General features: G+C 65.7%; 14 protein-coding genes and 1 tRNA gene. 9 read left to right on the forward strand and 6 right to left on the reverse strand.

Features of this window, described 5'->3' with window-relative positions; genetic code table 11:
- The first annotated feature begins 84 nt into the window (after positions 1–84).
- From Q8S60_RS18865 to Q8S60_RS18885, 5 genes are all read left to right on the forward strand, one after another.
- Positions 85–159, forward strand: a tRNA-Gly gene (locus tag Q8S60_RS18865).
- Between the two features lie 64 nt (positions 160–223).
- Complete coding sequence (locus Q8S60_RS18870; protein WP_305275208.1) at positions 224–721, forward strand: YchJ family protein; 498 nt, start codon at positions 224–226, stop codon at positions 719–721.
- A 92-nt stretch (positions 722–813) separates the two neighbouring features.
- Complete coding sequence (locus tag Q8S60_RS18875; RefSeq protein WP_305275207.1) at positions 814–2289, forward strand: MFS transporter; 1476 nt, start codon at positions 814–816, stop codon at positions 2287–2289.
- Complete coding sequence (locus Q8S60_RS18880) at positions 2286–3713, forward strand: MFS transporter (RefSeq protein ID WP_305275204.1); 1428 nt, start codon at positions 2286–2288, stop codon at positions 3711–3713. Before Q8S60_RS18875 ends, Q8S60_RS18880 begins: the two co-directional genes overlap by 4 nt.
- Before the next feature lie 71 nt (positions 3714–3784).
- Positions 3785–4468, forward strand: coding sequence for a TylF/MycF/NovP-related O-methyltransferase (locus tag Q8S60_RS18885; protein ID WP_305275203.1), 684 nt, complete (start codon positions 3785–3787; stop codon positions 4466–4468).
- Positions 4469–4486: 18 nt separating this feature from the next.
- On the opposite strand, the gene purH is transcribed toward Q8S60_RS18885, so the two are convergent.
- Entirely contained in the window at positions 4487–6100 is a 1614-nt protein-coding gene (gene purH, locus Q8S60_RS18890) for a bifunctional phosphoribosylaminoimidazolecarboxamide formyltransferase/IMP cyclohydrolase (RefSeq protein WP_305668779.1), read from the reverse strand.
- A 184-nt stretch (positions 6101–6284) separates the two neighbouring features.
- Between purH and Q8S60_RS18895 the strand changes: the two genes are divergently transcribed.
- Entirely contained in the window at positions 6285–6668 is a 384-nt protein-coding gene (locus Q8S60_RS18895) for a PaaI family thioesterase (protein WP_305275200.1), read from the forward strand.
- A 187-nt stretch (positions 6669–6855) separates the two neighbouring features.
- Here Q8S60_RS18895 and Q8S60_RS18900 read toward each other — a convergent pair whose 3' ends face one another.
- The 5 genes from Q8S60_RS18900 to htpX all read right to left on the reverse strand — a co-directional run bounded on the left by Q8S60_RS18900 (position 6856) and on the right by htpX (position 12720).
- Positions 6856–8745 carry a heparinase II/III family protein gene (locus Q8S60_RS18900; protein WP_305275199.1) on the reverse strand — a complete coding sequence of 630 codons (1890 nt, stop codon included), beginning with the start codon at positions 8743–8745 and terminating at the stop codon, positions 6856–6858.
- 39 nt (positions 8746–8784) lie between these two features.
- The gene (gene rpe / locus Q8S60_RS18905; RefSeq protein ID WP_305275197.1) at positions 8785–9447 is read right to left on the reverse strand and encodes a ribulose-phosphate 3-epimerase; all 663 of its coding nucleotides are present in this window, start codon (positions 9445–9447) and stop codon (positions 8785–8787) included.
- Positions 9448–9568: 121 nt separating this feature from the next.
- Positions 9569–10294, reverse strand: a complete 726-nt coding sequence (locus tag Q8S60_RS18910) for a bifunctional 2-polyprenyl-6-hydroxyphenol methylase/3-demethylubiquinol 3-O-methyltransferase UbiG (RefSeq protein WP_305275195.1) — start codon at positions 10292–10294, stop codon at positions 9569–9571.
- A gap of 132 nt (positions 10295–10426) precedes the next feature.
- Positions 10427–11791, reverse strand: coding sequence for an RsmB/NOP family class I SAM-dependent RNA methyltransferase (locus tag Q8S60_RS18915; RefSeq protein WP_305275193.1), 1365 nt, complete (start codon positions 11789–11791; stop codon positions 10427–10429).
- A 62-nt stretch (positions 11792–11853) separates the two neighbouring features.
- Positions 11854–12720, reverse strand: a complete 867-nt coding sequence (gene htpX, locus Q8S60_RS18920) for a zinc metalloprotease HtpX (RefSeq protein ID WP_305275192.1) — start codon at positions 12718–12720, stop codon at positions 11854–11856.
- 110 nt (positions 12721–12830) lie between these two features.
- Here htpX and Q8S60_RS18925 point away from each other — a divergent pair, with 110 nt between their 5' ends.
- From Q8S60_RS18925 to Q8S60_RS18935, 3 genes are all read left to right on the forward strand, one after another.
- Positions 12831–13031, forward strand: a complete 201-nt coding sequence (locus Q8S60_RS18925) for a DUF1674 domain-containing protein (protein WP_305275190.1) — start codon at positions 12831–12833, stop codon at positions 13029–13031.
- A 57-nt stretch (positions 13032–13088) separates the two neighbouring features.
- Positions 13089–13823, forward strand: coding sequence for an extensin family protein (locus Q8S60_RS18930; protein WP_305275188.1), 735 nt, complete (start codon positions 13089–13091; stop codon positions 13821–13823).
- A gap of 105 nt (positions 13824–13928) precedes the next feature.
- Positions 13929–14308 (forward strand): thermonuclease family protein (locus Q8S60_RS18935; RefSeq protein WP_305668780.1); only part of this gene is annotated, 380 nt, incomplete at its 3' end.

The raw sequence follows: 14308 nt of genomic DNA on the forward strand, positions 1-14308 counted from the left end.
CCGCATCTCCCCCTTGCAAAGGGCCGGGCGATGGGTCATAACACGGCCCTCATAAGGACGGGGCTCCGGCTGCCGTCATCGGATGCGGGTGTAGCTCAGGGGTAGAGCACAACCTTGCCAAGGTTGGGGTCGAGGGTTCGAATCCCTTCGCCCGCTCCAATTTTCGAAGCCGCCCAAGAGGCGGCTTTTTCTTTGTGGTCCGCTACAGGAGAGAGGTGTTTCCATGATTTCAGGTACCGCCACCTGTCCCTGCAATTCCGGCCTCGCCTTTGCGAGCTGCTGCGAGCCCTATCTCACGGGTGCGAAACTGCCGCCCCTGCCCGAGGCGCTGATGCGCTCGCGCTATTCGGCCTTCGCCACCGGCAACATCGCCTATCTCGAGGAAACGCTGCTGCCCGGCACGCGGGAAGATTTCGACGCCAAGGGCGCCGCCGAATGGGCGGCCGCCAGCGAATGGACCGGGCTCGAGGTTCGCCACACCGAAGGCGGCGGACCGGGCGAGGACCGGGGCGTCGTCGAGTTCGTCGCCCATTACCGGCAGGACGGCGCCGAGCGCGTCCATCACGAGACGGCGACCTTCAAGCGCCAGGACGGCCGCTGGTGGTATGTCGACGGCATCATGGGCGTGCGCCCCCGCCAGGTGGAAAAGATCGGCCGCAACGATCCCTGCGCCTGCGGTTCGGGAAAGAAATACAAGAAGTGCTGCGGCGCCGCCGCCTGAGGGTTCCGATACTTCCCTGATACGGCGGTTCATGCTCCACTGCGCGCCTTGGCTCCGCCTCAAGAGGGCCGGTATAGGGGGAGGTTCGCGTAGTGGATGCCGTCGATGAAAGGCTCGAGGACGAGCCGGTCCGCGTACAGGTGCCGGGTCAGGCGAGCGCGCAACTCCTCTCCGCCACCGGCGACCACGCCGCCAGCGGGCTCGGCCAGTGGAGCTGGGCGATCTTCGAATGGGCGCGCAACCCATACGTCATCCTCGTCACCATCTATATTTTCGCGCCCTACTTCTCCAACACCGTCGTCGGCGATCCGGTTCGCGGCCAGGCCATCTGGGGCAACATCAACGGCATTGCCGGCTTCTTCATCGCCTGTCTCGGGCCGGTGCTGGGCGCCATCGCCGACACGGGCGGCAAGCGTAAACCCTGGATCGCGTTCTTCATCGCGGTCATGGTGCCGGCGATCTTCCTGCTCTGGTGGGCGATGCCCGGCGGCGAAGGACTTTCCATCCTCACCATCGCGGCACTCATCGTGCTGGTTGCGGTCGCGTTCGAGTTTTCCGCCGTCTTCCACAATTCCATGCTGCCCGCCGTCGCGCCGCATGAGCGGATCGGTTTTCTCTCCGGCCTCGGCCTCGCGCTCGGCAATGCGGGCGCGCTGTTCATTCTCTGTTTCATGCTCTGGGCCTTCGTGCTGCCGGGCGCCGTCGATTGGAGCTTCGTACCCGCCGCGCCGCTTTTCGGCCTCGACGCTGCGGCGCATGAAAACAGCCGCATCACCGGGCCCATCGTCGCCGTCTGGATGCTCGTCTTCTCGCTGCCGCTGATCCTCTGGACGCCGGATGTGACGGGCGCGGGCGTGCCTGTCGCCACCGCCATCCGCCGCGGAGTCGGCTCGGTCGTCGGCACGGTGAAGAAGCTCCGCCACTACCGCAACATCGCGATCTATCTGGCGGCACGCATGTTCTACAATGACGGCAAGACGGCCGTGCTCGTCTTCGGCGGCGTCTATGCGGCGGGAATTTTCGGCTGGGGCGTGCTCACGCTCACCGTCTACGGCATCGTGCTGTCGGTCTTCGCGGTCGGCGGCGGCTTCTTCGGCGGCTGGCTCGACGACAGGTTCGGCTCGAAGCGCGCCATCCTCGTGTCCATCGGCGGCACCTGTATCGGCCTCGTGCTCGCAATCTCGATGACGCCGACGGAAATCTTCTTCTTCATCCCCTATGACGCGGCCACCACGCCGCCCATCTGGGATCTGCCCTTCTTCGCCACGCTGCCGGAACTCATGTATCTGATCGTCGTCATCATCATCGCGATCTGCATCACGGCGGCCTATGCAAACAGCCGCACGATGCTCGCGCGCATAGCGCCTGTCTCCAAGATGTCGGAATTCTTCGGTATCTATGCGCTGTCGGGAACGGCGACGGCTTTCCTCGGGCCGCTGCTCGTCGGCGTCGCGACGCATTACTTCCAGAGCCAGCGGCTCGGCTTCGCGTCGATTCTTGTGCTTCTCGTTCTCGGACTTGCCGGTATGCTGTTCGTGAAGGAAGAGCGCGCGGAGGCGGTCGATTGAGTGCTGCAATTGTCGAGGGGGCGGTGCCGGAGCTCCGGCCGCCGCATGAGGGCGGAGGCGGGGAGCCTGCGTCCAATGTCGCGCAGGGTGCCTGGGTGCTCTACGAATGGGCGAACCAGACCTATTTCTCGCTCATCACCATCTTTCTCTTTCCGCCCTTCTTCACGCAGGTGCTCGCCGCGAACCCCATTCAGGGCCAGGCCTATTGGGGCTATGTGCAGGCGGCGGCCGGCATTTCCATCGCACTCATGAGCCCGCTTCTCGGCGCCATGGCGGATGCGGCGGGCCCGCGCAAGCCGTGGATCGTCTTCTCCACGCTCTTCTGCGCCGCCGGCTGCTTCGGTCTCTGGTTCGCGGTGCCGGGCCAGCCGCTGCTCCCCGTCGCGCTCGCGCTCGTCGTCGCGGCGATCGGCATGGAACTCACCATCATCTTCGCGAACGCCATGCTGCCGACCATCGCGTCCGACCGGCGCATCGGCCTGCTCTCCGGCATCGGCATCGGCGTCGGCCAGCTCGCGGCCATCGTCGCGCTCGTTCTCGTGCTGCTCTTTCTGCAATTGCCGGGCGAAGTCAGCGCGCCCTTCATTCCCGACCAGCCGCTCTTCGGTCTCTCGAAGGAAGCGCATGAGACGGACCGCATCGTCGGGCCGATCTCCGGCCTCTGGTTCGTCGTCTTCATGCTGCCGCTTCTCTTCCTCGTGCCGGATCAGGAAGGGCGCGGTCTCAGCCGCCGCCAGGCCGCGAAGGAAGGTCTCTTCCGCCTCTGGAAGACGCTGAAATCCGTTCGCCACTTCCGCAATGTCGGCATCTACCTCGCCGCCCGCATGCTCTTTTACGACGGCATGACGGCGATCTTCGTCTTCGGCGGCATTCTCGCCGCCTCGCTCTTCGGCTGGGGCGCGATGGAGATGGCGGTCTACGGCATCTGGGTCACGCTCTTCGCGGCTTTCGGTGCCTTTGTCGGCGGCTGGGTGGATTTGAAGATCGGCTCGAAGAAGACGCTGATCCGCTCGCTTGTCGGCGTCATCGTCACCTTCCTCATCCTTCTTTCCTTCGACAGGGACCGGATTTTCTATGTGATCGAAATTCCGGTCGCCGCCGATGCGGGCGCCTTCACCACGCTGCCGCAGCAGCTCTTCCTGCTCACCGTCGGTCTCTTCGGCATGATGGTCGGCCCGGTCATCGCGTCGAGCCGCACCATGATGGCGCGCATCGCGCCGAGGGAAATGATGACGGAGTTCTTCGGCCTCTTCGCGCTGGTCGGAAAGGCGACGGCGTGGATCGCGCCGCTCCTCATCGGCATCGTCACCGAGGCGACGCAGAACCAGCGTTATGGATTGATGGTCGTGGTGCCGCTGATATTGATAGGCCTTGCCGGTCTTTTCATGGTGAAGGAAGAACGTTCGGCCGCCGTGGTTCACTGAGCCCGTTGCCCTTTCGCGGGAGGAAGGCTATCCATCGGCTTCGGCCGCGCATTCAGGAGGGGCAAGCGCTCATGGCGAAGAAATCATTTTCGGAACGGCTCGTCCGCCGCTTCTATTACAAATATTTCGCCCGCAACATTCTCTACGAGTTGCAGATGCGCGCGCGCTCGCAATCGGCGGATTATGCGGAAGCGCATATGGCCGACGCGATCATCTTCGAAGACGCAACGAAGATGCTGAAATATTGCGTGAAGAATGCACCAAAGGGCGCCGTGCTCGAATTCGGCGTCGCCGATGGCGGCTCGATCGCCGAAATTGCCTCGGTCTACAAGGGCACCGTTCACGGCTTCGACAGTTTCGAAGGCCTGCCGGAAGACTGGTCGGGGCATACGGAAGCGGCGGGCACGTTCGACCGTGGCGGCACGCTCCCGAAAGTGCCGAAGAATGTCGAGCTGCACAAAGGCTGGTTCAGCGACACGATCCCGGTCTGGAAAGCCGCACATCCCGATCCGGTCGGCTTCCTTCACATGGATTGCGACATCTATTCATCGACGCGCGACGTGCTCGCGCTGATGAAGGACCGGCTCCGCCCCGGCACGATCATCAAGTTCGACGAGTATTTCAATTATCCGAACTGGCAGAAACACGAGTTTCGGGCCTGGAAGGAATTCGTCGCCGAGCATGGCGTCGAATACCGCTACATCGCCTTCACGGCGCTGCATGGCCGCGTCGCGGTGGAGATCGTGAAGATCTGACGTTGCGTCCTTCCGGCCTCAGTGCCGGAAGTGCCGCATCCCCGTCATCACCATGGCGAGGCCCTTTTCGTCCGCCGCCGCGATCACCTCGTCGTCGCGGACCGAGCCGCCCGGCTGAATGACCGCCGTCGCGCCCGCTTCCGCCGCCGAGAGCAGTCCGTCGGCGAAGGGGAAGAAGGCGTCCGACGCGACGACCGAGCCAATGGTGGCGGGCGTCTTTTCGCCGGCGGCTTCCGCTGCGTCCTGGGCTTTCCGCGCCGCGATGCGCGCTGAGTCGACGCGGCTCATCTGGCCGGCGCCAATGCCGACCGTGGCGCCGTTCTTCACATAGATGATCGCGTTCGACTTCACATGCTTGCAGACGCGGAAGGCGAATTTGAGGTCTTCCATTTCCTGCGCCGTTGGCGCGCGCTTCGTCACCACTTTCAGGTCGAGCGTATCGACGCGGCCATTGTCGCGCGATTGAACCAGCAGCCCGCCCGCGACCGATTTGTAGAAGAGGCCGGGTGTGGCGGGGTTCGGCAGACCGTGGGTAATCAGCAGGCGGAGGTTCTTCTTCGCGCCGATGATGCGGCGCGCGTCCTCATCCGCTTCCGGCGCGATGATGACTTCGGTGAAGATGCGCGCGATTTCTTCCGCCGTCTCGCCGTCGAGCGGGCGGTTCGCGGCGATGATGCCGCCGAAGGCCGAGACGGGATCGCAGGCGAGCGCCTTGCGATAGGCATCGGCCAGCGTCGCGCCCGTCGCGACGCCGCAGGGGTTCGCGTGCTTGATGATCGCGATGGCGGGCGCGAGCTTCGGGTCGAACTCGCCGACCAGCTCGAAGGCGGCGTCGGTATCGTTGATGTTGTTGTAGGAAAGCTCCTTGCCCTGCAACTGTTCGGCGTTCGACACGCCGGGGCGGTTCTCGCCCGTCACGTAGAAGCTCGCCACCTGGTGCGGGTTCTCGCCGTAGCGGAGCGTCTGTTTCAGCGAGCCGCCGAAAGCGCGGTAGTCGGGCGCCGTCTCGCCGATCGCGTCCGCGAACCAGTTGGAGATTGCGGCATCGTAAGCCGCCGTCCGCGCATAGGCCTTCTGCGCGAGGCGCTTCCTGAGCGCGAGCGAGGTGCCGCCCTTGCCGGTGATTTCCTCGATGACGGTCGCATAATCCGCACCGTCCACGATCACGCCCACATAGGCATGGTTCTTGGCCGCCGCGCGGATCATCGCCGGCCCGCCGATGTCGATGTTCTCGACGCATTCGTCGTAGGCGGCACCCTTCGCCACCGTCGCCTCGAAGGGATAGAGATTGACGCAGAGGAGGTCGATGCCCGCGATCCCGTGTTCCTTCATGGCGGCGGCGTGCTCCGCATCGTCGCGCACCGCCAGCAGCCCGCCATGCACCTTCGGATGCAGCGTCTTCACGCGCCCGTCCATCATTTCCGGAAAGCCCGTCAGGTCCGCCACGTCCTTCACCGGCAGCGCCGCGTCCTTGATGGCCTTCGCCGTGCCGCCGGTCGAGATCAGCTCCACCCCCGCCCCGTGCAGCGCGCGGGCAAAGTCGATCAGCCCGGTCTTGTCCGAGACGGACAAGAGTGCGCGGCGGACGCGCTGGATATCAGCGGCTTCGGGGTGGGATTTGGAGGAGGTCATGGGGCGCGGGTTCCGGTCTGGCGGGCAGGGGAGGGATGGGCCGGGCGATAGCACGAAATGGCGGTTGGCGCCAAGCTGGCGCCGGCAAATTGGCTCCCCGTCCATTACCTCAGAGGTCATCGAAATACCGGCGGCGGGCGGTTAGGCTCGGCCATCGCCATCAATCCGACGGAAAGAGCCCTTTATGGACATCTCCTATCTCCCCTTCGCCAACCTGCTTGGAATCGAAATTGTCGAGGCAAAACCGGACCTTGTGGTGGCGAGGCTCGCCGTCCGCAAGGAGCTTTGCACCATCCCGGACATCCTTCACGGCGGCGCCATCATGTCCTTCGCCGACACGGTGGGGGCGGTCGCGACGGTCCTCAATCTCCCCGAAGGCGCCTCCACCACGACCGTCGAGAGCAAGACCAACTTCCTCGCCCCCGTGCCCCTGGGCGACACCGCCACCGCCACCTGCGAAGCTTTCCACAAGGGCGGCCGGCTGATGGTCTGGCAGACGAAAATCACAAGGAACGACGGCCGCCTCTGCGCCGTCGTCACGCAAAGCCAGATGGTGCTGAAAAAATAAATGGCGGCATTTTTCCACCCTCCCCCTGTGGGAGGGTCAAACGGCTGCAAGCCGTTTGGGGAGGGGTCAGGAAGGTCGCCGAAAATTCAGGGCTGCATATTTGTCCGCTACTGCATCCCCTCCCCGAAATTCGCTGCGCAAATTTCGACCCTCCCACAGGGGGAGGGTGGCAGAAGAGGATTAGGCGTCACTCCCCCGAAGGAAGCTTCAGCTCCGGCAGTTCCGGCACTTCCGCGTCCTCGCGCTTCGGGTGCCCCGCATTGCGGGTCGAAAGCCGCCGCCAGGCCCAGTTGACGCGCGCCTCGCCCCGGAAGACGCGCCCCGCCACCACGATCTGCTCGGCGCGGCGCGTCGTGTCGCCGGAGCCGAGATAGACGCTTTCCTCGATGTCGATCTCGCATTCGCCGCCGCCGGAGCGGGCGCGGAACTGCCAGCCGTCACCGTTCGGCAGCAGCACCAGCACATTGGTCCGGTCATGGGCGAGCGAGACGCGCGCATCCGGGTGGATGTGGAAGCGGATGGCGAAGTCCGGGTCTTCCGGCACCTTGTGCCAGTAGAGCGGGTTCCAGGGTTTCGGGCGGCGGCGCGCCTGGGCCGTTTCCAGCATGTCCTCGCCGCGCAGATCCTCGCCCGTCGCCGACAGGAACAACCGGCGGCGATGGATGAGGCCGAAGAGCCCCGCATAGCCGTCATGGCCGGTATCGAGCCAGACGCCCGCCTCGTTCTCGTTGCGGCGGCTCTCGACCTCGACGGGCCCCTCCATCACGCGGGGGCCGAGCAGGGTGCGCGAGATTTTCCCCTTCAGCATCCGCGCCGACGAGGTGTCGTTCAGCACCAGCGTCGAATGCGCGGCGGTGGCGCGGCTCGCCGCTTCCCAGTCGGGCCCGAGCACCTTGGTCGCGCCGCAATTCACGATCATGCGGTTGCGGCCGACGCTCATTTCGAAGGAGAGACAGCCCGCATGGGCCTCGTGGCTATAGGCGCCGGGCGGCGCGGTGCCGGTATCGGCGATCAGGCTGACGGGCCCCGCCGCCAGCCGCTGGTAGCCCGAATGCGGCGCGAAGCCGAAGGGCTTGCCCTTGGTGTCGTCGCGCTCGAGCGCGGCATCGACCGCGCCTTCCGGCCCCTCGGTCGAGCCATTGAAGAGCGCCAGCTTGCCGTCGCCATGCCGGAAGAAGCGCAGCATCGGCGTCATCCGGTCGATCGCGTCGCGGATCGGCTTCGGCACTTCGATATGGCGCGCGGTCAGCGCGTCGCGCAGCGACAGCAGATCGAGCAGGATCGAGAGCTGCGCGGAAGGGTTGCGGCTCACATGGCCGCCATCGGCGAGGATCTGCCGGTCGAGTTCGCGGCAGAGAAGCTTCACGCCTTTCGCGAGACGCTTGTGGCCTTCCGACAGGCAGAGGCCGGAAAAGGCGAGCCCCATCGCCGCCGTGATGCGCGGTTCGCCCGCCGGCGCGATCGCCGCCACGCGGGCAAGGTGGCGCGCCTGCCGCGCCATGTTGCGCAACAGCGTCGAGCGGTAGACGAGTTCGGAACCGTCGATGATGAGCGCGCCGTTCGCGACCCATGAGGTGAGCCGCCGCCCGATCACCTGCGGCCGCCACGCGACGGGATGCCAGTTGCCTTCCGTCGCGATCCAGTCGGCGACGAGCTTCTGCGCATACTGGCGCGCGGCGTCGCCATTGTTCGCTTCGTGCGCGGTGGTGAAATGGCGCAGCCACGAGAAGCCGTGCAGTTCCTCCGCCCAGGTTTCGCTCGGCGCGTCGGCGGCGAAGGGCGAGGAGCCGCCCGGCGCGCGCACCTGTCCGCCCGGCAGGAACCAGCGGCCCTGGAACAGGGCGTCCGCGGACGAAGCGCGGCCCGGCCGCAGTTCCGGCGGATAAAGCACCATGTGGTCGGGCATCGGCCCGCGGAGCGTCTGGCCGTAGGCCCATGTGTTGAAGGCGCGGGCGAGCGCGGCGTCGCGGGCGCGGATGAGGGCGGCGCCGGCAAGATCGATCGCGCGATTGCCCGACGCCAGGCGCCTTCCCGCTCCCTGTATGTCCTGTCCGCTTCTCGCCCGCGTCTCGATCATGGAAGACGGCCCTTCCGTCAGGTGGCTCGCCGCCCGGTATCAGGCGCCGCCGCGCAGCGCCGCAATGTTCTTTGCATAGGCGGAAGGTCCGCCCTTGAATGTCGCCGTACCGGCAACGAGCACGTCGGCACCGGCCGCGATGGCGCGCGGCGCCGTTTCGAAATTGATGCCGCCATCGACTTCGAGTTCGACGGCGCGGCCACTCGCATCGATCCGCTTGCGGATGATTTCGATACGCGCAAGCTGGCTCTCGATGAAGCTCTGCCCGCCGAAGCCGGGGTTCACCGACATGACGAGCACGAGGTCGAGATCGTCGATGAGCGGCCAGAGCAGTTCGAGCGGCGTGCCCGGATTGAGCGACAGCCCCGCCTTGCAGCCCGCCGCCTTGATCGCCTGGATGGTGCGGTGGGGGTGGGGGCCGGCTTCCGGATGAAAGGTGATGATGTCCGCGCCCGCTTTTGCGAAGGCGTCGATATAGAGGTCCACCGGCGAGATCATCAGGTGGACGTCGAAGACCTTGTCGGAATGCGGACGGATCGCCTTCACCACGTCGGGACCGATAGTGATGTTCGGCACGAAATGCCCGTCCATCACATCGACATGGATATAGTCGGCGCCCGCTTCCGTGATGGCGCGCACCTCCTCGCCCAGACGGGCGAAGTCGGAGGCCAGAATCGACGGGGCGATCTTGATGCCGCTCATGGCTGGAAGCTCTTGCGATATGTGTCCACCGGCTGCTTTTGCCGTCCGGATTCCCGGAATCAGTGCTTAACAGCTAGATTCCCGGGGTGCAAGAACGAGCGGGGCCGGGAGCCGGCTTCCCTCAGCGTTTCCTCGCAAGCAGCTTCAGGCCCGGCTTCAGGTTCCACTCGAACTTCAGGATGTCGAAGCCGTGCGGGTCGAGAAACCGGCGCATGGCGTCCTTGTTGAAGAACAGAAGATGCTGCGGCGGGCAGACGTGATTCCATGTCTTGAAGTCTTTCGGCACGCGCCAGTGGCCCGCGTCGGGTGTCGTCAGATAGAGCAGCGCGCCGCTCCGCGCGCGCGGTGCCAGCGCTTCGAAATAGGCGTGGGGATCGGGCAAATGCTCGATGACCTCCACCGAAAACAGGAAGTCGAACTGGCCCCATTCCGGCGGCAGGCTGGCGATGGGCCCTGCATGGTATCGTCCGCCGGGGAATAATTTGCGCGCCGTCCCGACACTGTTTTCGTCGATGTCGATGCCATGCGCGTCGAAGCCGAGCCGCCGTGCCGCTTCCACGCCGGTGCCGATGCTGCATCCCATGTCGAGGAAACGTTTGCCGGGAGACATATGCATGTAGCGGCGCAGCCGTCGCGTCGAACGGATGATCTTGCTGCGGGCGCGCCGCTCGTAGCTGTCGTTCAGCACATATTTTTCGTAGATCGCGGCAATTTCATCGGCGCAGGGCATCGGATGAACGAAGGCCAGCTTGCAGCCGCCGCAACGGAACAGGTCGTAGCTGTCCTTTGTCCCGAGCGACGTAAAATCGTGAGTCCCGCAAACGATGCAGGTTGCAGGCGCGGTCATGATGACGCTCTGTGCCGGCCGTCCCCCCTCACGCACAGACAATCCGGCGGCAAGAGCGACTGTCTGGCAGGCGGAGAATGCAACACCCGCCGCCGCCTCGTCAAATTGCCCTGCTTTTCTCTGCGGTGACCGCTAACCGGCAGCCGGAAGGCGGTGCAGCCGCGCGGCATAAAACCCGTCGATCCCGCCGAGTTCCGCGAGATGGCAGGGCAGCGACCGCAGATCGCCTTCATTTGTGACGATTTCGCCGATGCCGCCGAGTTCCGCCGCCGCGATCGGTTCGCGGCGAAAATCCTTGTGCGCCGCGAGAAAGTCTTCAACCTGGCGCGCACCTTCTTCGGGCTCCAGCGAGCAGGTGCAATAGACGAGCGTGCCGCCGGGCGCGAGCAGCGTTGCGGCATGGGCGAGGAGTTTCGTTTGAAGCGCCGCCAGCTTGTCGCGGTCGCCGGGCGATTTCAGATGCAATACGTCTGGGTGGCGCCGCGCCGTTCCGGTCGACGAGCAGGGCGCATCGAGCAGGATCAACTCCCATTGCCGTCCCGGCGCGTAGGCGGTTGCGTCGGCTACAACGGTTTCCGCGTCGAGGCCGAGCCGCGAGAGGTTCTGCTTCAGCCGTTCGAGGCGCGGGGCGGAGCGGTCGAGCGCGGTCACATGCGCCCCCGCCGCTGCAAGCTCCGCCGTCTTGCCGCCCGGTGCCGCACAAAGATCGAGCACGTCGCGGCCCGTCACATCGCCGAGCAGTTTCGCCGGCAGCGCGGCGGCGGCGTCCTGCACCCACCATGCGCCTTCCCCGAAGCCCGGCAGCTCCTCGATGCGTCCCGCATCCTCGAGCCGCAGCGTCCCCGTCGGCAATATCATCGCGCCGAGTGCGTCGGCCCGTTCGTTCCGCTCCTCCGCCCGCTTGACGCTGATGTCGAGCGGCGGGTCGGCGTAATGCGCCCGCGCGATCCGTCTCGCGGTCTCCTCGCCGTAAGCCGCGCTCCAGCTCTTCCACAGCCAGTCGGGCGTGTCGAGACGCTCCGTATCGAGACTATCGAGGATTGCGTCGCCCTCGCGCGCGAGACGGCGCAGCACGGCGTTCACCAGTGCCTTGAAGTGGCGTGCGTTCTCGTCGCGCGAGGCGGCTTCGACATTCATGCCGACGGCGGCATGGGCGGCGACGCGCAGGAAAAGGATTTCGGCCGCGCCCGCGCGGAGAATGTTCTGTGTCGCGCCGGCGCGTTTCGGCAGTTCCCGGTCCATCAGTTGCGCCAGCACATGGTCGATGGTGCCGAGCCGCCGCAAGGCCGTTGCCGCGATGGCGCGCGCGAAAGCGCGGTCGCGCGGGGTCGCGTCGCGCAAATGCCCGCTCCCCGTCTCGGCGGTGAAGGCATCGTCGAAGGGACGGCGCTCTTTCAGCACCGCGTCGAGAAGGGCGGCGGCGCCCGCGCGCGCGGCAAGGCCGGGCTCGTCGCGCGCCGGTTCTTTTCCGGGTTTCTTCGGCTGTGGCTTCTTCATGGGGCCGGGTTAAAGCACATCCGCGCCCGCGTTCAAAGCGGGGCGCCAAAGGCTCTTCGGGCTCAGCCCCAGGGCCGCCCCTGCGCCGCGCCCATCGCCTGGGCAATCCGGCGGAGTTCGGCGACGCGGTTCGCGGTCGCCGGATGGGTCGAGAAGAGGTTGTCGCGGCCGCGCCCGTTCAGCGGATTGATGATGAACATATGTGCCGTCGCCGGGTTCGCCTCCGCCGCCTCGTTCGGCGCGCGCCGGGCCGCCTCCTCGATCCGCTGCAGCGCGGACGCAAGCCAGAGCGGGTTGCCGGAGATTTCCGCGCCGCCCGCATCGGCCGAATATTCGCGCGTGCGGCTGATCGCCATCTGCACCAGCGCCGCCGCCATCGGCGCGAGGATCGCCAGCGCCAGCGTGCCGATGAAGCCGCCCGTGTTGTTTCGGTTGCCGCCGAAGAAGAGCGCGAAATTCGCCAGCATCGAAATCGCGCCGGCAATCGTCGCCGTCACGGTCATGATGAGCGTGTCGCGGTTCTTGATATGGGTGAGTTCATGCGCCATCACGCCTGCGAGTTCCTCCGGCGTCAGCGTGGCGATGAGGCCGGTCGTCGCGGCGACGGCGGCATGTTCGGGGTTGCGTCCCGTCGCGAAGGCGTTCGGCTGCGGGTTGTCGATGATATAGGTGGCGGGCATCGGAATGCCGGCGTTCTGCGCGAGCTTCCGCACGATGCCGACATAATTCGGCGCCGTCGTCTCGTCCACGCGCCGCGCCTTGTACATGCGCAGCACCATCTTGTCGGAATTCCAGTAGGCGAAGAGGTTCATCGCCGCGGCGACGAAAAAGGCGATCGTCGCGCCGCCCGCACCGCCGAGCAGATAGCCAAACCCCATGAAGAGAGCGGTCATGGCGGCGAGCAGCATCCCGGTTTTGACGGTGTTCATGATCTTCCTGAAAAACCTCTTGTTCGTTTCCGGCGCCCGAAGTGGAACATGATTTGCGCCTGCCTTATATGTATTCTCAGGGAGTGCCGTTCAATAAGTCGGGAAGCGTGATGACAAAGGGCGAAGACAAGTCCGGTCCGGAGCCGCGAAAGCCGCTGACGCCCGCGGCGCAGCGCGCGCTCGCCGAGGCGGAGGAGCGCCGGGCTGCACAGGCCGACCGGAAGCGCCCGCGCGAAATCAACGGCCGGGGCGGCCATGAGCCGACGCGCTACGGCGACTGGGAAGTGAAGGGCATCGTCAGCGATTTTTGATCGCCCGCGCGATTTAGATCTTCGCCGGGGCTTGGGGGCATCGGCCGAGGACAGAGTTTGAACGACAGGTTTTCGCCCCGTACCCGCCGCCTTCTGGCCGTCGCAGGCCTGTTTCTCCGTTTCTTCCTTTTTCTCGGCGGCCTCGGCCTCGCGGGCTGGTTTGCCTTCATCTATTTCCCGGATGCGTGGAACCCTTTCGTCCCGCCCGACATCCGCGAGGAGCCGAACCTCGTCACCCGGCTGAAGCTGAAGGGGCTCGAGGGCGAATACGACATCTGCATGTCCGTCATCCGCGCATCCGGCGCCAAGGCGCGGCGCGACAGCATCTCCTCGCCGTCCGAAGGCTGCGGCATGGACCGGGGCCTCTATCTCCAGCAGTCGCAGATCTCTTATGGCGGCGGTATCCGCCTCACTTGCCCCGCCACGGCGGCGCTCCTGATGTGGGAGCGTCATGTCGTGGCGAAGGCGGCGGAGACGCATTTCGGCTCGGAAGTGACGCGCGTCCGTCATTTCGGCACCTATGCCTGCCGCAATGTGAACCACGCCGCGAGCGGCCGCCGCAGCGGCCATGCGGTGGCCAACGCCATCGACATAGCGGGCTTCGATCTCGAAAACGGGAAAAGCGTCTCGGTCGAGCGCGATTGGGGCAAGGAGAGCCCCGAAGGCCGCTTCCTCGCGGAAGTTCATGACGGCGCCTGCGGCCTCTTCTCCACCGTATTGGGCCCTGACTACAACGCCCTCCACGGCAACCACTTCCACTTCGAAATGGCGCGCTGGGGGATGTGCAGGTGAGGTCCGGCCGGGTTTGGATCAATCGCCGCCGCCGGCATATTGCCGAATCGGCGTTATAGGAATAAAGTCCACAAACGGATTAAATACCTCCACTTCGGTTCCATCATGCGTGCGTATCTCGCTTTTGCCGTGCTTTTCGCGGCTTTGTTCCCTCCCTTCGCCCAGGCGGCCGAGCGGCTGGCCGGTCCGGTCGAGGCGGAGGTGGTGCGCGTGATCGACGGCGATTCGCTGGTCGTGCGCGCCCGCATCTGGCTCGGCCAGACGGTCGAGACGCATGTGCGGCTCGCGGGCGTCGATGCGCCGGAGCTTCGCGGGAAGTGCGAGGAGGAGAAGCGGCAAGCGGAAGCCGCGCGCGCGGCGCTCGCCTCGCTGACGCAGGGCCCGGTCCGTCTCAGCGACATCGAAACCGACAAATCCGGAGGCCGCGTGCTGGCGCGGATCGAAAGCGCCGCTCATGGCGATGTCGCCACGGCGCTTGTCGCCCG

It is taken from the genome of Parvibaculum sp. (assembly GCF_030694575.1).
GTDB lineage: Bacteria > Pseudomonadota > Alphaproteobacteria > Parvibaculales > Parvibaculaceae > Parvibaculum.

What these genes read in the sequence shown, in the direction of transcription:
- Q8S60_RS18870 (WP_305275208.1), top strand. Translation starts at nt 224, where the DNA reads ATGATTTCAGGTACCGCCACCTGTCCCTGCAATTCCGGCCTCGCCTTT.
- Q8S60_RS18885 (WP_305275203.1), top strand. Translation starts at nt 3,785, where the DNA reads ATGGCGAAGAAATCATTTTCGGAACGGCTCGTCCGCCGCTTCTATTAC.
- purH (WP_305668779.1), bottom strand. Translation starts at nt 6,100, where the DNA reads ATGACCTCCTCCAAATCCCACCCCGAAGCCGCTGATATCCAGCGCGTC.
- Q8S60_RS18895 (WP_305275200.1), top strand. Translation starts at nt 6,285, where the DNA reads ATGGACATCTCCTATCTCCCCTTCGCCAACCTGCTTGGAATCGAAATT.
- Q8S60_RS18900 (WP_305275199.1), bottom strand. Translation starts at nt 8,745, where the DNA reads ATGATCGAGACGCGGGCGAGAAGCGGACAGGACATACAGGGAGCGGGA.
- rpe (WP_305275197.1), bottom strand. Translation starts at nt 9,447, where the DNA reads ATGAGCGGCATCAAGATCGCCCCGTCGATTCTGGCCTCCGACTTCGCC.
- Q8S60_RS18910 (WP_305275195.1), bottom strand. Translation starts at nt 10,294, where the DNA reads ATGACCGCGCCTGCAACCTGCATCGTTTGCGGGACTCACGATTTTACG.
- Q8S60_RS18915 (WP_305275193.1), bottom strand. Translation starts at nt 11,791, where the DNA reads ATGAAGAAGCCACAGCCGAAGAAACCCGGAAAAGAACCGGCGCGCGAC.
- htpX (WP_305275192.1), bottom strand. Translation starts at nt 12,720, where the DNA reads ATGAACACCGTCAAAACCGGGATGCTGCTCGCCGCCATGACCGCTCTC.
- Q8S60_RS18925 (WP_305275190.1), top strand. Translation starts at nt 12,831, where the DNA reads ATGACAAAGGGCGAAGACAAGTCCGGTCCGGAGCCGCGAAAGCCGCTG.